Below are 21,873 nucleotides of genomic sequence, written 5' to 3' on the forward strand. Positions count from 1 at the left end.
TCAGGAGGTGGGGGGCTCTGGGAAGTAGCAGGCGGCCAGGTGCTCGGTCTGGCCCGCGACCGGCTCCAGGACCGGTCGTTCGGTGGCGCAGACGTCCTCAGCCTTGTAACAACGCGTCCGGAACGGGCAGCCGGACGGCGGCGCGATCGGCGTCGGGACGTCGCCCGTCAGCACGATCCGCTCCCGGACGGCGCCCGGCTCGGGCACCGGGACCGCTGACAGCAGCGCCTTCGTGTACGGGTGCGCCGGCGCGTTGTAGACCTGGTCCGACGGCCCCTCCTCGACGATCGTGCCCAGGTACATCACCGCGACCCGGCTGGCCACCTGGCGGACGACGGCCAGGTCGTGCGCGACGACGACGTACGACAGGCCCAGCTCGTCGCGCAGATCGGCCAGCAGGTTCAGCACCTGCGCCTGCACCGACACATCCAGCGCCGACACCGGCTCGTCGCAGATCAGCAGCTCCGGGCTGACGGCGAGCGCGCGGGCGATGCCGATCCGCTGCCGCTGCCCGCCGGAGAACTCGTGCGGGTACCGCTCCAGATGCTCCTCGGACAGCCCGACCTGCTGCAGCAGCTCGACCAGCTGCGCTCGCGTCGGCCGCGTCCCTTGTGCGCGGAACGGTGTACTCAGAATCGTCCCTACCGACTGCCGCGGGTTCAGAGAGGCCTGCGGGTCCTGGAAGACCATCTGCACCTTGCGCCGGATCGGCCGCAGCCGCCGGCCGCGCATCCGCGTGACGTCCTTGCCGCCGATTTCTACCCGGCCCGCGGTCGGATCGAGCAGCCGCGTCGCCACCCGCGCCAGCGTCGACTTCCCGGACCCGGACTCGCCGACCAGCCCGACCGTCTCCCCCTTGCGGACGACGAAGCTGACGCCGTCCACCGCGCGTACCGCCTGGGCCGCGCGCCAGGGCGCGCCCCGCAGCCCGAAGTACTTCCGGACGCCGTCCAGCCGAAGCAGCTCCTCAGTCATGCCAGCACCTCCGGACGGCGGCCGAGGTGGCAGGCCGCCTCGTGGTCACCCTCACCCGGTCGCGGCGTGAGCTCGGGCCGCTCGGTGATGCACCGCTCACCAACTCGCTCGGTGTACGCGCAGCGCGGCTGGAACGGGCAGCCGGTGCTGATCGAACCAGGGGACGGCGGACTGCCCGGGATCGTCGTCAGCCGGTGTTTCGGCGGGACGTCGATCCGCGGCATCGCGCCCAGCAGGCCGAGGCTGTACGGGTGCGCCGCCCGGAAGAACAGGTCGCGCACGGTCCCACGCTCGGCCGCGCGCCCGGCGTACATGACCAGGACGTCGTCCGCGACCTCCGCGACGACGCCGAGGTCGTGCGAGATCAGGACGAGCGCCGTCCCGAACTCCTCCTGGACGTCGGCCAGCAGCTGCATGATCTGCGCCTGCACGGTGACGTCGAGCGCCGTCGTCGGCTCATCGGCGATGAGCACCCGCGGATCGTTCACGAGAGCCATAGCGATCACGACCCGCTGCCGCATTCCCCCGGAGAACTCGTGCGGGTAGCTCTTGGCCCGGCGCGCGGCGTCCGGGATGCCGACCTTGTCGAGCATCTCGACGGCCCGCCGGTACGCGACCTTCTTCGAGACGTCGTGGTGCAGCCTGTAGGCCTCGGCGACCTGCCAGCCGACGCTGTAGTAGGGATTCAGCGCCGACAGCGCGTCCTGGAACACCAGCGCGATGTCGTTGCCGCGGATCTTGCGCAGCTCGTCCGCCTCCAGACCGACCAGCTCGCGGCCGTCCAGCAGCACCTCGCCGGACACCTCCGCGTTCGGCGGCAGGATGCCCAGCACCGCGGCCGAGCTGACGCTCTTCCCGGATCCGGACTCGCCGACGATCGCCAGCGTCTCCCCCGGCGCGACGGCGAAGTCGATCCCGTCGACGGCCGGGACCGGCCCGCCCTCGGTCGTGAACGTGACCCGCAGGTCGTGGACTTCGAGAATCGGCTCAGCCATGACTCACCCTCGGGTCGAGCACACCGTGGACGACGTCCACCACCAGGTTCGCCAGGATGATCAGGAACGCCGAGAACAGCGTCACCCCGACAACGACGGCGACGTCCAGCTGGCCGACCGCGCTGATCAGCAGCTCGCCGAGGCCCTGCATGCTGAACACCTTCTCGGTCAGGATCGCGCCGCCGAGCAGGCCGCCCAGATCCAGGCCGAACAACGTGACGATCGGGACCAGCGCGCCCCGCAACCCGTGCGAGACGACGACGCGCTTCTCCCCCGCGCCCTTGGCCCGCGCGGTGGTGATGTGGTCGAGGTTGAGCTCCTCGAGCATCTGCGCGCGGGTCAGCCGGATGTAGGACGCCGCCTGGATCAGCGCGAGCACCAGCCACGGCGTGATCAGGTGCCAGGCCCAGTCGACCGGACTCTCGGTCAGCGGGACGTAGCCGTTCACCGGGACCATGTTCAGCCAGAACCCGAAGGCCAGGATCGCCAGCAGCCCGAGCAGGAACGACGGCGTCGAGATCCCGATCAGTGCGACGCCGACCGCGAGCCGGTCGAGCAGGCGGCCGCGGTTGAGCGCCGCGAGTACGCCGAGCGAGACGCCGATCAGCAGCCACAGGACGGCGGCGCCGAGCGCGATCGAGGCGGTCACCGGGAGCCGGTCCGCGATCAGCGTGCCGACCGGGCGGGCCAGCGGGAACGAGTACCCGAAGCAGGGCGCCTCGCAGCGGACCGCGGCCTGCCCCTCGCCGAACGTCCGGCCGGCGAAGATCCCGCGGAGGAAGTTCAGGTACTGCTGCATCGTGCTCTGGTCGAGCTGCATGAAGTGCCGGGCCTGCTCGAGGCGGTCCGGCGTACAGGGTTTGCCGCAGGACAGATGCGCCGGGTCGGCCGGGATCGCGTAGAAGATCAGGTAGACGGCCAGGCTGAGCGCGAGCATGACGAGCAGCGCCGCGAACAGGCGGCGGACGACGAACCACACCAGATCGGGCATCAGCGGGTCCTCCGCAGCCGGACGTCGAAGGCGTCGCGGACGCCGTCGCCGAGCAAGGTGAAGCCGAGGACGGCGACGAACAGCGCGATCCCGGGGAAGACCATGAACCACGGGTCGGCGCCGGTGTAGACCCAGACGATCGAGTCCGAGATCGAGCGGCCGAGACTCGGTGTCGGCGGCGGGACGCCGACGCCCAGGAAGGACAGCGCGGCCTCGGCCCCGATGTAGCCGGGGATCGCCATCGTCGCGATCACCAGCACCGGGCCGAGCAGGTTCGGCAGCAGCTCGCGGGTGATCACCCACCAGCCGGAGGAGCCGACGCTGCGCGCGGCCTCGACGAACTCGCGCGTCACCAGCGAGCGGGCCTGCGCGCGGATCAGCCGGGCCAGGCCCGCCCACCCGAAGACGCTCAGCACGCCGACCAGCAACAAGGTCCGCGGCACCTTCGCCGGGACGACGATGCCGAGGGCGATCATGAAGACGAGCTGCGGGAACCCGAACAGGAAGTCCAGCAGCCGGGACAGAACCGCGTCGAACCAGCCGCCGACGTACGCCGCGGTGATCCCGAGCAGCGTCCCGATCACGGTGGTGACGACGGTGACCGCGATCGCGATCAGCAGCGACGTCCGCAGGCCGAGCACCACGATCGAGAACAGGTCGCGGCCGGTCAGCGGCTCGACGCCGAACCAGTGCGCGCCGCTGACCCCGCCGAGCGGCCCGAGCGGCGCGTTGCCGCGGGCCGGATCGAGCAGGTCGATGTGATACGTGAACGCGTCCTGCCCGGACAGCTTCACCAGTAACGGCGACGCCGCCGCCACCACGATCAGGGTCGCGACCAGCACCAGACCGACCCGCGCGCTCCGGTCCCGCCGGACCCGGCGCAACGCCTGCCGGGTCGGGCTGACCGCCCCGGCGACCGACGAACTCACAAGCACTCCCGACGAGATTGAATTTCCAACAGCCGACACAAGTTAGAGCGCATCCTCCCACCACGACTGCCCCGTCTTGAATCCTGAGAATCTCGACTCGATAACTCCAGATTCGGTTAGGGGCTGCCGCGCGGCTACTCTCCGCAGATGGACCACGAGCTCCGCATCGGCCCCCGAGTCCTCCACTACAGCCGCTACGGCCACTCTGGCGGCGTACCAGCCCTCTCGCTCGGCGGCTCGCCGTCAACCCGCCGGAAGCAACCTGACCTCGTCCAAGCCACCAAGGACGCCGCCGCAAACAGACCTCCTGGCTGGCTGCCCACGAAGCAACCAGCCTGCGTCTGTTCCGGGAGGTGTTTGGGTGGTTAGTCGGTGAGGTCCCAGCGGCGGGGGCGGAGGAGGCGGATGGCTAGGACGGCGAGGGCTGCGCCGAGGAGGAGGCCGGGGAGGATCCAGCGCCAGCCGGTGAAGGGGGTGGCGGCGGAGACTTCGGCTGTTGGTTGGGTGGCGGGTTGGGGGGTTTCGGCGGGTGGGGGTGGGGCGGTGGGGCCGGTGCGGAGGGGTTCGCCGTTGCGTTGGCCGGGGAGGAGTTTGAGGTCGCTGAGGAGTTTGGTGAGGGCGACCGGGTCGGCGGCTCGGTGCCAGGTGGGTTTGTTGTCGCCGGGCAGTTCTGTGGTGGCGATCCAGGGGCCGCCGGGCGCGTCCGGGTAGATGAGGCTGAGCCGGTAGACCGACATGTCGTGGATGAGCCAGGTGGCGCGGACGAAGGCGCCGGCCTCGTAGAAGCCCGTGCTGGGCTCAGGGCGGGCGGCTGATGGATCGGTGAGGTTCAGCAACCGGATGTACTGCGCATCGTCGTACCCGAGCGCGACGACGCGTGGGGGCGCGCTGAGAAGCACGCTGGTCGGGCCGCCGGCGTGGGCCGGGACGGCGGGCAGCAGGAGCAGTGCGGCAAGCAGTGCCAGGAATCGTCGGGCCATACCTGGATACACCGCGACGGATCAGAAGGTTCCGATCGCGAGCTGGATGGCGCGGCTCTTGTCGGCGACCTCGAGGCGATAGGTGATGCCGTCGCGCTCCCAGACCAGCGTCGGGCCGGCGATGCGGACGACGCGTTGGTCGACAAGGACCAGCTGATGCGGAGTGCTGAACCAGTAGCCGCCAACCGCCTGCACGTACTCGATCTGGTTGTAGTACTTCTTCCAGTACAGCGGTGACACCCCGGACTGGAACTGCTCCAGCCGGACGCCGTCCCACCCCATCGCGACAAATCGCGGTGACGCGTCCACACCGGTTGGTGCGCCCAGCTCCTGCGGCCAGACCGGCGTGAAGCCAGCAGTACGCGCGGCCTCCTCCAACGACAACCGTCCGGTGACCACAGGGATCGGTGGCGCCGTGCTGGGCGCAGTACCGACCGGCTGCGCCTCCACTCCCCCGATCCGCAGCCACTCCGCGACAGTCGCCCGTACCGGTGGTGTGAGCGCCAGTCCAGCCAGCAGTACACACAGACCGGCGACGAAGAGTCGCCACCGGTCGCGCAGCCGGCGCCGAACCGGCATGTCAGCGACACGCGTCAGTACGGCGGCCGTCAGCGATTCGTCCACCGGAGGGACCACGGCAGAGCGACCGAGGGCCCGTAGCTCGTCGTCCAGGTTCATGCGGGCACCTCCTTCCGTAGCCGATCCAGCGCGCGATGCAGGCGCGACTTCACCGTTCCACGCGGCCAGCCAAGCACTACCGCGGTCTCCTGCTCATCCAGCTCCAACAGGTACCTACACGTCACCACGAGCCGCTGCGGCTCCGGCAACGCCGAAACAGCTGCCAGCAGCTCTGTACGCCGAACCAGCGACACAGCAGCCTCCGCCGGATCCAGTACGACGTCCAGCGGCGCAGCAAGCTCCTCACGGCGACTCCGCCGCGATCGGGACCGGACGGCGTTCCGCGTCTCGTTGGCGACGATCCGCAGCAGCCACGGCCGGAACGCCGACTCGCTCCGAAAACTCCCCAGCGCCCGGTACGCCTTCACGAACGCCTCCTGGACGACGTCGTCCGCGTCCGCGCCCGCACCGAGGAAGACCGCCGTCCGTTTCGCGATCGGGGCATGCAGCAGCACCAGCTCGCCGTACGCGGCGGAGTCTCCGCCACGCACCCGAGCCAGGATCGCTACCTCGTCCACCTCGCTGATGCGGCCTCCTGACACGTTCTGGTCATTGTCACTACACCGCAGCTCGTCTGTAGGTTCCGGTGTATAAGGTCGGCGACGTGCCTGAAGTCGATGAGTCCTTCCTTGCCCTGCCCAGACAAGAGCTCGCGGACGCCGCACTGCAGCGGGCCCGCGACCTGGGCGCCACCTTCGCCGAGTTCCGCCTGGAGCGGATCCGGTACGAGTCGCTGGCCTTGCGCGACAGTGTGCTGGAGAGCGCGACCGACACCGAGGATCTCGGGCTGGCCGTCCGCGTCGTCCACGACGGCACGTGGGGTTTCGCGGCCGGAGTGGCCCTGACGACGGATGAGGCCGTCCAGGTCGCCGAGCAGGCCGTCCACATGGCTCAGGTCGCCCGGCCGATCAACGCCGAGCCGATCGAGCTGGCCGACGAGCCGGTGTACGACGACGTCACCTGGGTATCGGCCTACGAGATCGACCCGTTCGGCGTCCCGCGCTCCGAGAAGGTCGCGCTGCTGACCGGCTACAGCGACCGGCTGCTCGAGGCCGACGGCGTCGCGCATGTCGGCGTGCACGTCGCGTTCGTCCACGAGTGCAAGTTCTACGCCAACACCGAAGGCACGTCGTACACGCAGCAGCGGGTCCGCACCGGCACGGACATCACGGCCTTCGCGGTGGACGCCGAGACCGGCCGGTTCGACTCGATGGCGAGCCTCGCGCCGCCCGTCGGCCGCGGCTGGGAGTACCTGACCGGCACCGGCTGGGACTGGGACGACGAGCTGGCCCGCATGCCCGGCTACCTGGCCGAGAAGATGGCCGCGCCCAGCGTCGAGGCCGGCGTGTACGACGTCGTCATCGACCCGAGCAACCTGTGGCTGACCATCCACGAGTCGATCGGCCACGCCACCGAGCTGGACCGGGCGCTCGGCTACGAGGCCAACTACGCCGGCACCAGCTTCGCCACCACCGACAAGCTCGGCAACCTCAAGTACGGCTCGCCGGTCATGCACGTCACCGGCGACCGGACGGCGCAGCACGGCCTGTCCACCGTCGGGTACGACGACGAGGGCGTCGCCGGCCAGCAGTGGGATCTGGTCAAGGACGGCATCCTGGTCGGCTACCAGGTCGACCGCCGGATGGCGAAGGTGAACGAGGAGCTGCTCGGTACGCCGCGCTCCAACGGCTGTGCGTACGCCGATTCGTCCGGCCACATCCCGATCCAGCGGATGGCGAACGTGTCGCTGCAGCCGGCCGCCGACGGTCCGTCGACCGAAGAGCTGATCAGCCGCGTCGAGAACGGCATCTACATCGTCGGCGACAAGTCGTGGTCGATCGACATGCAGCGCTACAACTTCCAGTTCACCGGGCAGCGCTTCTACAAGATCACCAACGGCAAGCTGGACGGCCAGCTCCGCGACATCGCCTACCAGGCGACCACGACCGACTTCTGGGGCTCGATGGAAGCTGTCGGCGGCCCCCAGACGTATGTGCTGCACGGCGCACTGAACTGCGGCAAGGCCCAGCCCGCGCAGTCCGGCGCGGTCAGCCACGGCTGCCCGTCCGCGCTGTTCCGCGGCGTCAACATTCTCAACACCACGCAGGAGGCCGGCCGGTGACCGCCATTCAGCTCACCCCGCAGGACACGGTTGAACGCGGCCTGGAGCTCGCTGCGGCCGAAGGCGCCGACGGCTGCGTCATCATCGTCACCGAGACCTCCAGCGCCAACCTGCGCTGGGCCAACAACACTCTGACCACCAACGGCTCCATGCGCGGCTCGCAGGTCACCGTGATCGCCACTGTCGGCGCAGGTGAGGCCACGGCGACCGGAGTCATCGGCCGATCGCTCGTAACGGACGTATCGCTGCCAGAGCTGATCGCGGCGGCTGTCGCAACCGCGCGGGCGGCCAGTCCGGCCGACGACGCGCGGCCGCTGGTCGAGGGCGCGGTCAGCGACAGCTGGGCCGACGAACCCGACGAGACGTCGGTGACGGTCTACGAGAAGTTCGCACCGGCGCTGGGTGAGTCGCTGCAGCGGGCGACGTCCGAGGGGCGCTGGCTGTTCGGTTTCGCCGACCATGAGGTCGTCACGGTGTACGTCGGCTCCTCGGCTGGGCTGCGGATCCGGCATGCCCTCCCCCGTGGTTTCGTCAGCGCGACCGGAAAGTCCGGCGACCGCGTCCAGTCCGCGTGGGCCGGTGCTGCCACGCGCGACTTCGCTGACATCGATCCGCTGGCGCTGGACGCCGAGCTGGTCCGCCGACTCGGCTGGGCGCAGCGAACCGTAGCGGTCGAGCCGGGCCGCCATGCGACGGTTCTGCCTCCGGCTGCGGTTGCCGACCTGACGACGTACCTGTTCTGGGAGCTGGACGGCCGGTCCGCGTTCGAGGGCCGCAGCGCGTTCGCCAAGCCGTCAGGCGGGACGCGCGTCGGTGAGGCGCTGACGCCGCACGCCGTCCAGCTGCGCTCCGACCCGGCGCTGCCCGGGCTGGAGACCTTCCCCTTCACCATCGCGCAGGCGTCCGGCGACTCCGCGAGCGTCTTCGACAACGGACTCACGCTCTCGGCGACGGACTGGATCCGCAGCGGCAAGCTCGAGACGCTGATGACCAGCCGGCACACCGCCGAGCTGATCGGCGCCCCAGCCGCGGCCCCAGCGATCGACAACTACGCACTGTCCGTCGACGGCGCCACCGGCACGACCGACGACCTGGTCGCCGGTCTGGACGACGGCCTGCTGCTGACCTGCCTCTGGTACATCCGGATGGTCGACCCGCAGACCCTGCTGGTCACCGGCCTCACCCGGGACGGCGTCTACCGGGTCGAGAACGGCGAGGTCGTCGGCGCAGTCAACAACTTCCGCTTCAACGAGAGCCCGGTCGACCTGCTCTCCCGCTTCACCCAGGCCGGTGCGACGGTCCCGTCGTTCTCCCGTGAGTGGGGCGACGAGTTCTCCCGCACAGCCACGCCGCCGCTGCTCGTCCCCGACTTCAACATGTCGAGCGTCAGCCAAGCCAGCTGAGCACCAAACGCCCCGCGGACCCAGCAAGGTCCGCGGGGCTCATTTCTTCGCGACTGCGACCCGCCAAAGCTGGCGTGGCGGCTCGGCATAAGCCGTGAGGTCGACCGGCCGCCAGCCGGCGGACAGGTCGTCGACCAGCTCTCGGTCGAAGAAGCGGCCGACGAAGCCGTCGTGTTCAGACAGGCCGTCGCCGACGGCATGCCAGTCAAGAGCACAGGAGTCGGCGGCCGACCAGACGGCGTACACGAACAGGCCGCCCGGCCGCAGCACTCGCTGCACCTCGCCGAGGAGTGTTTGCAGCTCGGTTGGCGTGAAAGCCATGTTGAGCAACAGGTTCGCGAAGACAGCGTTCACGGTCGCGTCGGCCGGTGGCAGTGGATCGCGGACGTCGTGCAGCGCAGCCGTCACGCGGTCGTCGAGACCGGCCCGCTGCGCGTGCTGCCGCAGCTGGTCGAGTGCGGTCTCGCTGAAGTCGGTGGCGTGCACGCTGAAGCCCTGTGCTGCCAGGTAAAGCGCGTCCCGGCCGTGGCCGGCGCCGAGCTCCAGTACGTCATCGATGCCGGCGGCCCCGAACGCCTCGGCGGCCCAGCGGACGGCCGCCGACGGCTCCGCCCCGTGCAGCTGCGGATGGCGCGCATACGCCGCCTCCCAGCGATCCTGCTGAGCCCGTGCGAGCTCGACGTGTCCAGTATTCATGGTGCTCCCCGTGGTCGTCCCACCGATCTGGACGATCGGCAGACCGCGCCAGCCTACGTCACCGGCCCGGGGCGCGGGTCAGGCCGTGAGCGGGTTCGGGGCGAGGAGGTCGGGTTTGCACGGCAGAGTGTCCGCTGTGAGCCAGCGGCGGGCCAGGCGGTCGCCGTCCGGTCCGGCCGCCTGCAGGAGCGGCAGCGAAAGGATCAGGCGATCGCGGACGACGTCGAGCAGTTCCGACTCGTCGGCGATGCCATCCGCGGCCAGACAGCCCACTACGGCCAGCGCCTGGTTGTGGAGCAGGTTGCAGGTGAGCAGGTCGTCGACGTCCTGGTCGTCGGTCACCACCAGAGCCGAGTCCCGCAGCCCGGTGACGGCCAACAGACCGCGCAGGTACGACGAAGCGAGGTAGTAGCCCTGGTTGTCGCGGTACGCGCCGCCCTTGATCCGGCCGAGGCCGTCGAGCCGGACCAGCGTGTTCTGGCCGTGGGCTTCGAGGCCGATGCCGGTCTCGGCGTACAGGTGCAGCATCGGGATGAGGACGTGGTCGATGTACGCCGCCACCCAGGCGCTCGGGTCGTCGCCGGCGTACTCGCTGAGTCGGCTGATCCGATCCGGGCGCGGGGCGACCAGACCGGCCAGACAGGCGTAGCTGTTGACGTCGTGCGGTACCTCGCGGACGGCGACGTCCAGGCCGGTCAGCGTCGGACCGCCTTCGTCGAGAGCGATCCAGGCCGGGTCGCGGACGATCGTGAACCGCGGGTGCGCCGTCGCCGTACCGGCGTTGTAGGCGGCGTCGAGAAGCCGGTAGATCTCCACACCGCGGCGCAGCTCGGTCGGAGTCGACTCGCGGCTCGTGTCGGTGACGCGGAGGCCGAGCGAGAGTTTGAGCATGACCGGCAGGTCCGGGTGGTAGAGCGTGCGCAGACTCGACGTCGGGTACCACTGCGCGCCGTGCGGGCCCAGCTCCCGGACCCGGCCGTCCGCGATCAGTTTGGCTACCCGCGGGCGCTGCACCAGCGCGGCCGCCTGCCACGGGTGGGCCGGGATCAGCACCCGGCCCCCCGACGGAGTGATACCGGCCAGCGCGCCCATCAGCTGCACAGCGTCCAGTCCCTGCAGCGAGGGCGCGCCGGCCACCTGGTCCGAGGACACCAATTCGGTGTCGGCCTCGAACCAGTGCACTGCGAAACGGCCGCCGAGCTCCGGCGAGTACCTCGCCAGCTCGGCGCCGCTCAGTCCGTCCCGGCTCTTCGGCGCCGGGTGGTTCAGTTGCCCGAACAGGAGCCCCTGCTCGATTTCCAGGAAGCGGCCCGGCCCGCGGTCGCACTCCCCCGCGGAGACGAACCGGGCGACGTTGCGCACGGACTCCGCCGTCCGCGCCACCAGGTCGTCGACATCAGCCGGATCGGCGCCGGCCGACAGCACGCGGACCAGCACCTCGGGCGCGGGCGGCACGCCGTCCACCAGGATGCCGGTGAACTGGTGCCAGCCGGTCCGCGACGCGTGCTCGACGCGCGCAGTCACCGTCGCCGCACCGGCCGTCAACCGCAGGACGCCGAACGCCACCGGCACGCCGGCCTCCCGCGTGTACCACCGCAGAATCGCGTTCAGATGCGCCGCAACAGCCGTCTCGGTCGACGAGGTCACGCCCACTCTCCCTGGTAAGGCAACGCTTACTTAGGGAACCCTAACTAGAAACGGCCGCCGTGACCAGCCGGACGCGCGTGGTCATCCTCACTCGCCGTACGGCGTCCTGGTCAGCACGAAGGTGGCCAGGTCGAGGTGAGCGATCGCGTCGCCGCGCCGGACCACCCGCAACCGCTCACCGGCGAAGTACCCGTCCCGGCCGCGATACACATCCGGCTCGACCGGCGAGAACCGCGTCGACATCACGCCCGTCATCTGCAGGATGCCGGCCACGACCGAGAACGTCAGCGGGCTGTTTCCCCAGTACCAGTGGCCGAGCAACTCGTGGCCCTGGGCAAGCTCCGGCTCCGGCATCCACTCCGGCGCGACCGCCGGCTCGTACTTGACCAGCGTCGTCAGCAGCTCGGTCGCGACCGAGGTGACCCGCCCGCTCGTCGCGTTCCCGAGGGTGACCGCGCCGATCCGGCGCGCACGGTCGACGAACAGCCCGGCCAGGAAGCCGGGCATCGAGCCGGTGTGCCCGACGAACAGATGCGGGTCGTCGGCGATCAGCCGCAACCCGAGCCCGTACGACGCCGTCAGCGCCTCGCGCGGATCGGCCGCGGCCGGCGCCGCCATCTCCTCGATCGTCTCCCGGCTGAGCACCTCGGCGACCGGATCGATCAGGAACCGCGCGTACTTCGCCAGATCCTCGACCGTGCTCCACAGCTGCCCGGCCGCCGCCATCGCGCCCGCGTCGTACGCCGGCTCCTCGACCAGCTGCCCGCTGAACGGATGCACCGAGAACCCCTGTGCCGCCGCGCCGAACGGGAAGTACGACGTCCGCCGCATCTCCAGCGGATCGAGGATGCGCCGCTGCACCAGGTCGAGCCAGGACGCGCCGCGCACCCGGGCCACGATCTCGGCCAGCAACCCGTAGCCGAGGTTGGAGTAGTGATGCCGCCGATCAGCCGGGCCGACCGCGTGCGACTCGTCCATCGCCGCGACCAGCTGCTCGAACGAGACCCCCGGGTTGCGCTCCCACCACGGGCCGACCGGCTCGGCGTTCATCCCGCCCGAGTGCGCCAGCAGGTTCCGCACGGTCAGCTCACCGAACGCGATCCCGGGCAGATACTTGCCCACGGCATCGTTCAGCGCGAGCAGCCCCTCGTCCCGGCACTGCAGCACCAGGATCGCGGTCAGCGTCTTGGTGATCGACCCGATCCGGTACTGCACGTTCGGCCCCGGCTCGAGCCCGTGCGCGGTGGCGAACCGCCCGCGCGCACCCGTCCAGACCAGCTGTCCGTCCCGCACCACCCCGGCCGCCAGCGACGGCACTCTGGTCTCACTCTGAGCGGCAGCGACCGCGGCGTACAGGGCGGCCGCGGTGTCGGGACGGACATCAGTCATAGGACCGAACTCTAATTCGAACCGGGCTTACTCGAAGGCCTCCGGGGAGGGGCAGGAGCAGATCAGGTTCCGGTCGCCGTAGGCGCCGTCGATCCGGCGCACCGGCGGCCAGTACTTCGAGGCGCGGTCGACCGACTGCGGGAAGGCCGCCTCCTCGCGGGTGTAGGCGTGCTCCCACTTGTCGTTGATGACCGAGGCCGCGGTGTGCGGCGCGTTCACCAGCGGGTTGTCGTCGGCCGGCCACTCGGCCGCGGCGACGCGGTCGATCTCGTGCCGGATGGCGATCATCGCGTCGCAGAACCGGTCCAGCTCGCCGAGGTCCTCGGACTCGGTCGGCTCGACCATCAGCGTGCCCGCGACCGGGAACGACATCGTCGGCGCGTGGAAGCCGTAGTCGACCAGCCGCTTGGCGACGTCGTCGACGGAGATGCCGGTCTCCTTCGTCATCGGGCGCAGGTCGAGGATGCACTCGTGCGCGACCAGGCCGTTCTCCCCGGTGTAGAGCACCGGGAAGACGTTCTCGAGCCGCTTGGCGACATAGTTCGCGGTCAGGACGGCGTTCTTCGTCGCGGCGGTCAGGCCCTCGCCGCCCATCATCCGGATGTAGGCCCAGGAGATCGCCAGGACGCCGGCCGAACCGAAGGGCGCGGCGCTGATCGGGCCGACGCCGGACTCCGGCCCGGCCTGGTCGAGCAGCGGGTGGTTCGGCAGGTACGGCGCCAGGTGCGCGGCGACCGCGACCGGGCCGACGCCCGGACCGCCGCCGCCGTGCGGGATGCAGAACGTCTTGTGCAGGTTCAGGTGGCTGACGTCGCCGCCGAACTCACCCGGCTTGGCCAGGCCGAGCAGGGCGTTCAGGTTCGCGCCGTCGACGTACACCTGGCCGCCGTGGTCGTGGACGATCTGGCAGACCTCGGTCACGCTCTCCTCGTACACGCCGTGCGTGGACGGGTAGGTGATCATGATCGCGGCCAGCTTGTCCGCGTGCTCGTCGGCCTTGGCGCGCAGGTCGGCCAGGTCGATCGTGCCGTCTTCGTTGCCCTTGACGACGACCACCTTCATCCCGGCCATCACGGCCGAGGCGGCGTTGGTGCCGTGCGCGCTGGACGGGATCAGGCAGACGTTGCGGCCCTCGTCGCCCTGGGCCCGGTGGTAGCCGCGGATCGCGAGCAGCCCGGCCAGCTCACCCTGGGAGCCGGCGTTCGGCTGGATGGAGACCTTCGCGTAGCCGGTCACCTCGGCCAGCCAGCGCTCCAGCTGGCTGATCAGCTTCACGTAGCCGGCGGCGTCCTCGATCGGGGCCAGCGGGTGCATGTCGGCGAACTCCGGCCAGGTGACCGCCTCCATCTCGGTGGTCGCGTTCAGCTTCATCGTGCAGGAGCCGAGCGGGATCATGCCGCGGTCGAGCGCGTAGTCCTTGTCGGAGAGCTTGCGCAGGTAGCGCAGCATCGACGTCTCCGAGCGGTGCGTGTTGAAGACCGGGTGGGTCAGGTACTCCGACGTCCGCGCGACCGCGACGGCCGGGGCCGCGAGCGTGTCGTCGTACTGGACGCCGAAGGACTGGCAGACCCGGGTCAGCGCGGCGACATCGGTCTTCTCGTCACAGGAGATGCCGACGTGGTCCGCGTCCACCTCGCGCAGCCAGATGCCGTTCTGCCGGGCGGCGTCGACGACGTCCGCGGCGGCGCCCGGGACGCGGGCCAGGACGGTGTCGAAGAAGTCGCCGTGGACGACCTCGACGCCACCGGCGCGCAGCGACGCGGCCAGCTTGCCCGCGTAGTCGTGGACGCGGTTCGCGATCGCCTTCAGCCCGTCGGGACCGTGGTAGACGGCGTACATCGACGCGACGACGGCCAGCAGGACCTGCGCCGTACAGATGTTGGACGTCGCCTTCTCGCGGCGGATGTGCTGCTCACGCGTCTGCAGCGCCAGCCGGTACGCCGGGGCGCCGTCGGAGTCGACCGAGACGCCGACCAGGCGGCCGGGCAGCGAGCGCTCCAGCCCGGCGCGGACCGACATGAAACCGGCGTGCGGGCCGCCGTAGAACAGCGGGACGCCGAACCGCTGCGACGAGCCGATGACGATATCCGCCCCGGCCTCCCCCGGCGCCTCGAGCAGGGTCAGCGCGAGCAGGTCGGAGGCGACCGCGACGAGCGTGTCCTGCGCGTGCGCGGCCTCGATCAGCGGCTTCAGGTCGCGGACGACGCCGCCCGAGCCCGGGTACTGGACGAGGAAGCCGAAGAAGTCGCCCTGCGGCAGGCCGTCGGTGGTGTCCGCGACGACGACCTCGATCCCGAGCGCCTCGGCGCGGGTCTCGACGACCGCGATGGTCTGGGCGAAGGTGTCGGCGTCGACCAGGAAGCGGTTCGACTTGCTCTTGCGGTTCGACCGGTGCGCCAGGGTCATGGCTTCGGCCGCCGCGGTGCCCTCGTCGAGCAGCGACGCGTTCGCGGTCGGGAGACCGGTCAGGTCGGAGACGACGGTCTGGAAGTTCAGCAGCGCCTCGAGGCGGCCCTGGGAGATCTCCGGCTGGTACGGCGTGTACGCCGTGTACCAGGCCGGGTTCTCGACCAGGCGGCGGACGATCACCGACGGCGTGAACGTGCCGTAGTAGCCCTGGCCGATCATCGAGGTGGCGACGTTGTTACGGGCGGCGAGCTGGCGCAGCTCGGTCAGCGCGTCCACCTCGGACGCCGGCTCCGGCAGCCGCAGCGGCTCCGCGATCCGGATCGAATCCGGGACGGCGGCGTCCACGAGCGCGTCGACGTCGGCGTACCCGAGCAGCTGGACCATCCGGGCGACCTCATCGGGGCGCGGCCCGATGTGCCGGTCGGCGAAGATGGCTGATATTTCGGTCATCAAGAGGCTCCGTTGCTAGTCGCTTCCGGTGGCCTCCCCCTCTGTCACGGCGCGGACGCACGCTTCAGAGTCGCCTGACGCACCCGGTCCATGGGCCTGAGAGGTTCCGGGGAGGAATTGCCCCTTCGGCGCCCGCTGGATGAACGGGACTCTCCCGAGTGCGGTGAACAGCTGGAACGAGGGTACCTCAGCCGGTCATGCGAGCCCGGCGGCGGGCGGCCAGCTCGTCGCTGGCGTGGCTCTCGCCGTCGTCCTCGCCGTGACCGTCGGCGCGCTCGGTCGGCAGCTCGGACAGCGAGCCCTCGACCTCACGCCAGACGCCGCCGAGCGCGATACCGAAGACGCCCTGGCCGCCGGCCAGCAGGTCGATGACCTCGTCCGGCGAGGTGCACATGTACACCGAGGCGCCGTCGCTCATCAGCGTGATCTGGGTCAGATCGTCGATCCCGCGCTTGCTCAGGTGGGCGATCGCCGTCCGGATCTGCTGCAGCGAGATCCCGGCGTCCAGCAGGCGCTTGATCACTTTCAGCAACAGGACGTCACGGAAACCGTACAGCCGCTGCGTCCCCGAGCCGGTCGCGGGGCGAACCGACGGGGAGACCAGGCCGGTGCGCGCCCAGTAGTCGAGCTGACGGTAGGTGATCCCGGCCGCGGCGCAGGCCGTCGGCCCGCGGAAGCCGACATCCTCGGGCATCGGCCGCAGATCGTCGTCGAAGAGCAGACCCTGCACGCCGGCAGTGGCGGCCGCCGCGGCTCGTGCTTCGGACGTGGTCTGCGCCGTCAGATCCGTGTCGCCGGTGCGTGTCACGCCTGAGCCTCCCTGGATACCGACTGGAACGAGTTACCTCCGTGGAGTTACCGCACCCCACAACTCCTTCACGGTAAGCCGCCGACCTGGGAGGGTCAACGACAACCGCTCCGAGCCGCTAGCGTGTCGCGACTCCCACACGAATCGTTACCTTCCCGGTCTTGCCGGTACCCAAGGCCGAAACGTGCTCAGCTCTTGTCGAAATCCTCGGGGGTGACCTGGTCGAGGAACTCGCGGAAGCGCTCGACCTCCTCTTCCTCCTCGACCTCGTCGGCGCCGCCCTCGCTGTCCGGGACCGGGATCCCGGCCTCGGCGAGGATCTCCTCGGTGCAGTACACCGGCGTCCCGGTGCGCAGGGCGAGGGCGATCGAGTCCGACGGGCGGGCGGAGATCTCGGTCTTGTCGTCGAAGACCAGGACCGCCTCGAAGACGCCGTCGGTCAGGTTCACGATCCGGACCTGGCTGAGCGTGTGCCCGAGCAGCCGGATGGTCTCGGCGAACAGATCGTGCGTCAGCGGGCGCGGCGGCTCCATCCCCTGCTGGGCGAAAGCGATCGCACTCGCCTCGGCCGCGCCGATCCAGATCGGCAGGTACCGCTCGCCGCCGACCTCTCGGAGCAGCACGATCGGCTGACTCGAGGGCATCTCAACCCGGACTCCGACCACGTCGACTTCGCGCACTCCCCCACCCTACTCCGCGTCGTTCACCGCGGCAGCCTGGACCGGACGAGTGCTGTGTGCAACCGAACGGTCAGGGCGGCGAGGTGTTCGGTCTGCTCGGTGCGGCGGGGGCCGGTGACCTGCTCGATCAGGCCGGCCTCGCGGTCGGCCGCCGTCCGGAAGGGGCGCAGGTGGCGCGGCTCGATCCCGTACGTCGCCAGCTCGGCCGCGGCCTGGGCGACCACGATCGCGTCACCGCCGTAGTGCTTGCCGTCGGCCACCACCAGCCCGTGGCTCTCCAGCTGGTCGAGCAGCTCGGCCGAGACGCCGGCGGCGGCCCGCAGCTCGGCCCGGGTCAGCCGCAACTCGATGCCGGTGGCACCGAAATCGTCAGCGGCCGGACCGGTGGCCGGCGTCCTGGGCGCGACCGGCGGTCCGCCGGCCGCCGGTCGCAAGCCGCGGTCGATCGCGCCGAGGTGCTCCTTGATGACCTTCAGCGGCAGGTACTGGTCGCGTTGCGCGGTCAGCACGTAGCGCAGCCGCTCGACGTCGTCCGGGCTGAACTTGCGGTAGCCCGACGCGGTCCGCGCCGGGCTCACCAGCCCTTCGGCCTCGAGGAAGCGGAGCTTGGAGATCGTGATGCCGGAGAACTCGGCCTGCAGGACCGCCAGCACCTCGCCGATCGAGAGCTCAGGCCTGGCCACTGGCGTAGTAGACCAGCCGGTACTTGCCGATCTGCACCTCGTCGCCGTTGGTCAGCTGGACCTCGTCGATCCGGTCCCGGTTCACGTAGGTGCCGTTCAGGCTGCCGACGTCGCGGACCTTGACGCCGTAGGCGTCGCGGCGGAACTCCGCGTGCCGGCGCGAGACGGTGACGTCGTCCAGGAAGATGTCGCTGTCCGGGTGCCGGCCGGCGGTGACGACGTCGACGTCCAGCAGGAAGCGGCTGCCCGCGTTCGGGCCGCGCTGGACGATCAGCAGGGCGGACCCGGCCGGCAGCGCGCCGACGGCGGCCTGGTCGTCGGCCGACAGCGGCTCACCCTGATCGAAGCGCTCGGTCTCGGGCTCGACCGAGATCGGCGTCAGCATCGCGGTGTCGGTGACGCCGGGGGCCGGCGTCGCGGCGGCGGGTCGGTCCGCGCCAGGGAGCATCGCTCCGCACTGCGAGCAGAAGCGGCTGCCCTCGGAGTTCTCGTGCCCGCACTGGTTGCAGAACGGCATGCTGTGATCCTCCCGATCGCCGTTAGGCGACGTTGATTGCGTAGACCCCGTGATAACAGTGTGGACCCGGACCCCAACCCTCGATCAGCGGTTGAGGTCCGGTAAACCTATCAGCCGGTGATCAGCTCGGGTCGAGCTGGCCCTGGTAGGTCTCGGCGTCCATCAGGGCCTCGACCTCGGCGGCGTCGTCGACCTGGATGTCGAGCAGCCAGCCCTCGCCGTACGGGTCGGTGTTGACCAGGTCCGGCTGGTCGGCCAGGGCCTCGTTCACCGCGGTCACGGTGCCGTTGACGGGGGCGAACAGATCGCTGACGCTCTTGGTCGACTCGAGCTCGCCGCAGGCGTCGCCGGCCCGCACCGCGCTGCCCACCTCGGGCAGCTGGACGTACACGATGTCGCCGAGCGCGTCCTGCGCGAAGTCGGTGATACCGATCCGCACGGGGGCCTCGCCGTCGGCCTTCACCCACTCGTGCTCGGCCGTGTACTTCAGGTCTTCGGGGTACACCTTCGTCCTCTTTCTGGAAAGTCTCGCGCGAAGTTACTTGGTCGGGCTGGGCGCCGGGCGAGCGTAGCGATGCTCTTCCAGCGGGTGCAAGGCGGTGATCGAGACACTGGTCTGCTCGGTCACCTCGGCGGTCCCCCCGACCTGCGGACCGGTCACCTCGCTGACCAGGCCGCCGGGGAAGTTGGCCGCCTCGGCCAGGTTGTGCGACTCGCCGATCGCCTCGATGACGTACGGCGAGTTGAGCTTCTGGCCGTCGACGCGGATCCCGGGGGCGTCGTCGACGAAGTCGGTACTGGCCACCACCCGGGCCGAGCCGTTGATCTGGATGGCCTCCGCGCCGGCGTCGCGCAGCTCCTCGATGGCGTCCAGCAGGTTGCTCGACGTCATCTTGCCCTCGGGATCGTTCAGCGTGATCCGGACGCCGGGGCCGACGGCCGGCAGCGTCCCGGCCAGGATGCCGAGTGTGCGCACCTGGGCCTCGGCCTGGGCGCGCGCGGTCTCGGCCTTGTCGGCGCTCGAGGACAGCGAGTTCTTCCGCTCCTCGAGCTCGGTGATCTCGCTCTCCAGCCGGCGGGTGTTCTGCCCGAGGCCGTCCAGGATCGCGATCAGATCCTCACGGCGGGCGTTCTGGTACCCGTCGTCCGCCCGGGTCACCCGGACCTGGACCACCGCGACACACGCCACCAGCGCCAGCACCACCGCCACGATCGCCTGCCCGCGCGACGGTTTGAACCCCGCCTTGAGCCGGTTCAGTGCCTGGTTCGGCGTCCGGGCCTTCTTCACCGCCGGCATCGGCGTCGGCGCGGGCGGATGCGGCTGCTCGGCGGGCTCCTCGGGCTTGCCGGCGGCCGGCGCCTCGTACCGCGGCGGCTTCGCGTGCTCGCCCTTCGCCCGGGCGGCCGGCTGCTCCGCGCCAGGCTCGTCCGGGCGGGTCTCGTCCGGGGCGCCGGGTTTGGCCGGCTCGTCGGCCCACCAGCTGGCGACGACGGTGGGGTCGTCGTCCGGGGTCTCGGGTTTGTCGGGTTTGTCGGTCATGTCAGGCCCTGAAGATGTGCCGGCGGATGGCGGCCATGTTGGTGAAGATCCGGATGCCGAGGACGACGACGACGCCGGTCGACAGCTGGGACCCGACGCCGAGCTGGTCGCCGAGGTAGACGATCAGGGCGGCGATCAGGACGTTGGACACGAACGAGACGACGAACACCTTGTCGTCGAAGATCCCGTCCAGGAACGCGCGCAGCGCGCCGAAGACGGCGTCCAGCGCGGCGACCACCGCGATCGGCAGGTACGGCTGGGCCCACTCGGGGACGTCGGGGGCGACCAGCAGGCCGATCACCACACCGATGACGAGTCCGAGGACGGCGATCATCTCTTACCCACCTTCGCGTATCGCAGCGCGATGGTGGCATCGGCCGGCACCAGCAAGGAGTCCTCCGTCGTGGTCGTCATCCGGACATCGAAGTTGCTGACCAGGTACTGCACCCACTGGCCGCCCGAGCTCTGCGCGAACCGGGCCGGCAGGGTCGCCGAGTCGCCGATCGCGAGCACGGTGTACGGCGGCGTCAGCGAGCTGTAGCCGACCGTGATCGCGCTGCCCGCGCCGCGGATCGCGGTCATCGAGGTGAGCCGGTGACCGTTCACCGAGATCGCCTCGGCGCCCGCCGTCCAGAGCCCGTTGACGAGCTGCTGGATGTCGACGTCGAGCAGCCGGCCCTCTTTGCCGGCGTCCTTGGCGTCGTCGACGACCACCTTGACCCCCGGCCCGGTGACGGCGATCGCGCCGGTCCGCAGCTCCAGGTCGTCGAGTTTCTGCTGCAGCGCCGCACCCTGGCTGGTGTTGGCCAGCCCACCGGCCTGCAGCCGGCGGACCTCATCGGCCAGCTGGGTCTGCCGGGTGCGCATCCCGTCCAGGCGGTTGTCGGCCTGGTTGATCCGGGTGATCAGCTCCCGGCGCTGTTTCTCGGCCTCGGGCGCGCCGGCGAAGTTCTGCGAGGCGGCGACCGCGAGCAGGAAGCCGAGCACGATCGCCGCGGCGCCGAGCAGCACCCGGTGCCGCGGCCGGACGCGCTTGCCGTCCTGGTTCGGGCGGGTCCGCGCGGCGGCGGCGTACCCCTCGTCGATCGGGTGCGCCATCAGGTTGTTGAGCAGCGACATCGAGGCGTCGACGCGCCGCGGCTGTTGCTTCGGCGGCGGTGCGGGCGGAGCCGGTGGAGGCGATGCGGTCACGGGCTACCCGGGATCCTTGAGCGGTTTCACCGTCTGGATCAGGTGCCGCAGCTGCGCGAAGTACAGCGCGCCGGCCCAGTAGTACAGCGCGGTGCCCCAGATCGCGAACGCCCAGCCGAACACGCGGGCCAGCAGGTTCAGCGTGCTGTCGCCGTCCCCGAGCAGGAGCAGCGGGAACGCGTACAGCAGACAGAAGGTCGCGGACTTGCCGAGGAAGTGCACCGGGAGCGCGTTGAAGCCGCGGCGGTGCAGCGCCGGCAGCGTGAACGTGAGCAGCAGGTCACGCAGCGGCAGCGCGATCGCCAGCCACCACGGGATGATGTCGCGCAGCGCCAGCCCGAGCACGGTCGCGAAGATGTACAGCCGGTCGGCGACCGGGTCGAGCATCTGGCCGAGCCGCGTCGTCTGGTTCATCCGGCGGGCGATCTGCCCGTCGGCCCAGTCCGTGAACCCGGAGATCGCCAGCACCAGCAACGCCCAGCCGTCCTCCTGCGGCCCGAGAACCAGCCACAGGAACAGCGGCACACCCAGCAACCGGAGGAAGCTGAGCGCGTTCGGGATCGTGACCACCCGGTCGGACACTTCCAAGTCCGGCACGCGCCCCCTCCTCTCTCACCCTGACACCGGTGGTAACTGTACTTGGGCCTTCGGTCCGGGCCATGCCCGGCCACGCTAGGGGCATGCCCCGACTTTCCCCTGATACCTGAACGCTTCTCAGTCTGAGCCGCTACGCATGCTATGAACCGGTGACCCGATCGATATCCAAGGGTGATGCTGGAATCCGGAGGTG

Annotated in this window: 22 protein-coding genes and 1 riboswitch; of the genes, 2 read left to right on the forward strand and 20 right to left on the reverse strand. The window is 70.3% G+C overall.

The window, feature by feature from the left end; translation table 11 throughout:
- From ACZ6ZD_RS30745 to ACZ6ZD_RS30775, 7 genes are all read right to left on the reverse strand, one after another.
- Entirely contained in the window at positions 1-975 is a 975-nt protein-coding gene (locus ACZ6ZD_RS30745) for an ABC transporter ATP-binding protein (protein ID WP_465677407.1), read from the reverse strand.
- Complete coding sequence (locus ACZ6ZD_RS30750) at positions 972-1,970, reverse strand: ABC transporter ATP-binding protein (RefSeq protein ID WP_465677408.1); 999 nt, start codon at positions 1,968-1,970, stop codon at positions 972-974. Before ACZ6ZD_RS30750 ends, ACZ6ZD_RS30745 begins: the two co-directional genes overlap by 4 nt.
- Positions 1,963-2,961, reverse strand: a complete 999-nt coding sequence (locus ACZ6ZD_RS30755) for an ABC transporter permease (RefSeq protein ID WP_465677409.1) — start codon at positions 2,959-2,961, stop codon at positions 1,963-1,965. Before ACZ6ZD_RS30755 ends, ACZ6ZD_RS30750 begins: the two co-directional genes overlap by 8 nt.
- A complete protein-coding gene (locus ACZ6ZD_RS30760; RefSeq protein ID WP_465677410.1) occupies positions 2,961-3,890 on the reverse strand; it encodes an ABC transporter permease in 930 nt (309 codons plus the stop codon). Before ACZ6ZD_RS30760 ends, ACZ6ZD_RS30755 begins: the two co-directional genes overlap by 1 nt.
- 365 nt (positions 3,891-4,255) lie before the next feature.
- Positions 4,256-4,870, reverse strand: coding sequence for a hypothetical protein (locus ACZ6ZD_RS30765; protein WP_465677411.1), 615 nt, complete (start codon positions 4,868-4,870; stop codon positions 4,256-4,258).
- A 21-nt stretch (positions 4,871-4,891) separates the two neighbouring features.
- Positions 4,892-5,548, reverse strand: a complete 657-nt coding sequence (locus tag ACZ6ZD_RS30770) for a hypothetical protein (protein WP_465677412.1) — start codon at positions 5,546-5,548, stop codon at positions 4,892-4,894.
- A complete protein-coding gene (locus ACZ6ZD_RS30775) occupies positions 5,545-6,090 on the reverse strand; it encodes an RNA polymerase sigma factor (RefSeq protein ID WP_465677413.1) in 546 nt (181 codons plus the stop codon). The genes ACZ6ZD_RS30770 and ACZ6ZD_RS30775 overlap by 4 nt, the downstream gene beginning before the upstream one ends.
- Before the next feature lie 62 nt (positions 6,091-6,152).
- Here ACZ6ZD_RS30775 and ACZ6ZD_RS30780 point away from each other — a divergent pair, with 62 nt between their 5' ends.
- Entirely contained in the window at positions 6,153-7,670 is a 1,518-nt protein-coding gene (locus tag ACZ6ZD_RS30780) for a TldD/PmbA family protein (RefSeq protein ID WP_465677414.1), read from the forward strand.
- On the forward strand, positions 7,667-9,073 hold the full coding sequence (locus tag ACZ6ZD_RS30785; RefSeq protein WP_465677415.1) for a metallopeptidase TldD-related protein: 1,407 nt from the start codon (positions 7,667-7,669) through the stop codon (positions 9,071-9,073). The genes ACZ6ZD_RS30780 and ACZ6ZD_RS30785 overlap by 4 nt, the downstream gene beginning before the upstream one ends.
- A 39-nt stretch (positions 9,074-9,112) precedes the next feature.
- Here ACZ6ZD_RS30785 and ACZ6ZD_RS30790 read toward each other — a convergent pair whose 3' ends face one another.
- The 13 genes from ACZ6ZD_RS30790 to ACZ6ZD_RS30850 all read right to left on the reverse strand — a co-directional run bounded on the left by ACZ6ZD_RS30790 (position 9,113) and on the right by ACZ6ZD_RS30850 (position 21,680).
- Complete coding sequence (locus ACZ6ZD_RS30790; protein ID WP_465677416.1) at positions 9,113-9,769, reverse strand: class I SAM-dependent methyltransferase; 657 nt, start codon at positions 9,767-9,769, stop codon at positions 9,113-9,115.
- 78 nt (positions 9,770-9,847) lie between these two features.
- Positions 9,848-11,416, reverse strand: a complete 1,569-nt coding sequence (locus ACZ6ZD_RS30795; protein WP_465677417.1) for an IucA/IucC family protein — start codon at positions 11,414-11,416, stop codon at positions 9,848-9,850.
- Between the two features lie 87 nt (positions 11,417-11,503).
- Positions 11,504-12,805, reverse strand: coding sequence for a serine hydrolase domain-containing protein (locus tag ACZ6ZD_RS30800; RefSeq protein WP_465677418.1), 1,302 nt, complete (start codon positions 12,803-12,805; stop codon positions 11,504-11,506).
- A 27-nt stretch (positions 12,806-12,832) separates the two neighbouring features.
- The gene (gene gcvP, locus ACZ6ZD_RS30805) at positions 12,833-15,664 is read right to left on the reverse strand and encodes an aminomethyl-transferring glycine dehydrogenase (protein ID WP_465677419.1); all 2,832 of its coding nucleotides are present in this window, start codon (positions 15,662-15,664) and stop codon (positions 12,833-12,835) included.
- A 74-nt stretch (positions 15,665-15,738) separates the two neighbouring features.
- Positions 15,739-15,831: riboswitch (glycine riboswitch) on the reverse strand.
- A gap of 20 nt (positions 15,832-15,851) precedes the next feature.
- Positions 15,852-16,358: a MerR family transcriptional regulator gene (locus ACZ6ZD_RS30810; RefSeq protein WP_465677491.1), complete on the reverse strand. Its 507-nt coding sequence runs from the start codon at positions 16,356-16,358 to the stop codon at positions 15,852-15,854.
- A gap of 302 nt (positions 16,359-16,660) precedes the next feature.
- On the reverse strand, positions 16,661-17,152 hold the full coding sequence (locus tag ACZ6ZD_RS30815) for a bifunctional nuclease family protein (RefSeq protein WP_465677420.1): 492 nt from the start codon (positions 17,150-17,152) through the stop codon (positions 16,661-16,663).
- Positions 17,153-17,175: 23 nt separating this feature from the next.
- The gene (gene ftsR / locus ACZ6ZD_RS30820; protein WP_465677421.1) at positions 17,176-17,835 is read right to left on the reverse strand and encodes a transcriptional regulator FtsR; all 660 of its coding nucleotides are present in this window, start codon (positions 17,833-17,835) and stop codon (positions 17,176-17,178) included.
- Positions 17,822-18,352 (reverse strand): FHA domain-containing protein, encoded by a 531-nt coding sequence (locus ACZ6ZD_RS30825; protein ID WP_465677422.1) that lies wholly within the window; start codon positions 18,350-18,352, stop codon positions 17,822-17,824. Before ACZ6ZD_RS30825 ends, ftsR begins: the two co-directional genes overlap by 14 nt.
- A 121-nt stretch (positions 18,353-18,473) precedes the next feature.
- On the reverse strand, positions 18,474-18,857 hold the full coding sequence (gene gcvH, locus ACZ6ZD_RS30830) for a glycine cleavage system protein GcvH (protein WP_465677423.1): 384 nt from the start codon (positions 18,855-18,857) through the stop codon (positions 18,474-18,476).
- Positions 18,858-18,890: 33 nt separating this feature from the next.
- Positions 18,891-19,892: a DUF881 domain-containing protein gene (locus tag ACZ6ZD_RS30835; protein ID WP_465677424.1), complete on the reverse strand. Its 1,002-nt coding sequence runs from the start codon at positions 19,890-19,892 to the stop codon at positions 18,891-18,893.
- Position 19,893: 1 nt separating this feature from the next.
- Entirely contained in the window at positions 19,894-20,226 is a 333-nt protein-coding gene (locus ACZ6ZD_RS30840) for a small basic family protein (RefSeq protein WP_131352136.1), read from the reverse strand.
- On the reverse strand, positions 20,223-21,083 hold the full coding sequence (locus ACZ6ZD_RS30845) for a DUF881 domain-containing protein (RefSeq protein ID WP_465677425.1): 861 nt from the start codon (positions 21,081-21,083) through the stop codon (positions 20,223-20,225). The genes ACZ6ZD_RS30840 and ACZ6ZD_RS30845 overlap by 4 nt, the downstream gene beginning before the upstream one ends.
- A gap of 3 nt (positions 21,084-21,086) precedes the next feature.
- On the reverse strand, positions 21,087-21,680 hold the full coding sequence (locus tag ACZ6ZD_RS30850; protein WP_171678913.1) for a CDP-alcohol phosphatidyltransferase family protein: 594 nt from the start codon (positions 21,678-21,680) through the stop codon (positions 21,087-21,089).
- Positions 21,681-21,873: the final 193 nt, after the last annotated feature.

It is taken from the genome of Kribbella sp. NPDC104218 (assembly GCF_055584105.1).

Excerpts from the sequence above, each read along its gene's own strand:
- ACZ6ZD_RS30835 (WP_465677424.1), bottom strand. The coding sequence starts at position 19,892 with ATGACCGACAAACCCGACAAACCCGAGACCCCGGACGACGACCCCACC.
- ACZ6ZD_RS30825 (WP_465677422.1), bottom strand. The coding sequence starts at position 18,352 with ATGCCGTTCTGCAACCAGTGCGGGCACGAGAACTCCGAGGGCAGCCGC.
- ACZ6ZD_RS30750 (WP_465677408.1), bottom strand. The coding sequence starts at position 1,970 with ATGGCTGAGCCGATTCTCGAAGTCCACGACCTGCGGGTCACGTTCACG.
- ACZ6ZD_RS30745 (WP_465677407.1), bottom strand. The coding sequence starts at position 975 with ATGACTGAGGAGCTGCTTCGGCTGGACGGCGTCCGGAAGTACTTCGGG.
- ACZ6ZD_RS30840 (WP_131352136.1), bottom strand. The coding sequence starts at position 20,226 with ATGATCGCCGTCCTCGGACTCGTCATCGGTGTGGTGATCGGCCTGCTG.
- ACZ6ZD_RS30770 (WP_465677412.1), bottom strand. The coding sequence starts at position 5,548 with ATGAACCTGGACGACGAGCTACGGGCCCTCGGTCGCTCTGCCGTGGTC.
- ACZ6ZD_RS30790 (WP_465677416.1), bottom strand. The coding sequence starts at position 9,769 with ATGAATACTGGACACGTCGAGCTCGCACGGGCTCAGCAGGATCGCTGG.
- ACZ6ZD_RS30800 (WP_465677418.1), bottom strand. The coding sequence starts at position 12,805 with ATGACTGATGTCCGTCCCGACACCGCGGCCGCCCTGTACGCCGCGGTC.
- gcvP (WP_465677419.1), bottom strand. The coding sequence starts at position 15,664 with ATGACCGAAATATCAGCCATCTTCGCCGACCGGCACATCGGGCCGCGC.
- ACZ6ZD_RS30765 (WP_465677411.1), bottom strand. The coding sequence starts at position 4,870 with ATGGCCCGACGATTCCTGGCACTGCTTGCCGCACTGCTCCTGCTGCCC.
- ACZ6ZD_RS30810 (WP_465677491.1), bottom strand. The coding sequence starts at position 16,358 with ATGCCCGAGGATGTCGGCTTCCGCGGGCCGACGGCCTGCGCCGCGGCC.
- ACZ6ZD_RS30755 (WP_465677409.1), bottom strand. The coding sequence starts at position 2,961 with ATGCCCGATCTGGTGTGGTTCGTCGTCCGCCGCCTGTTCGCGGCGCTG.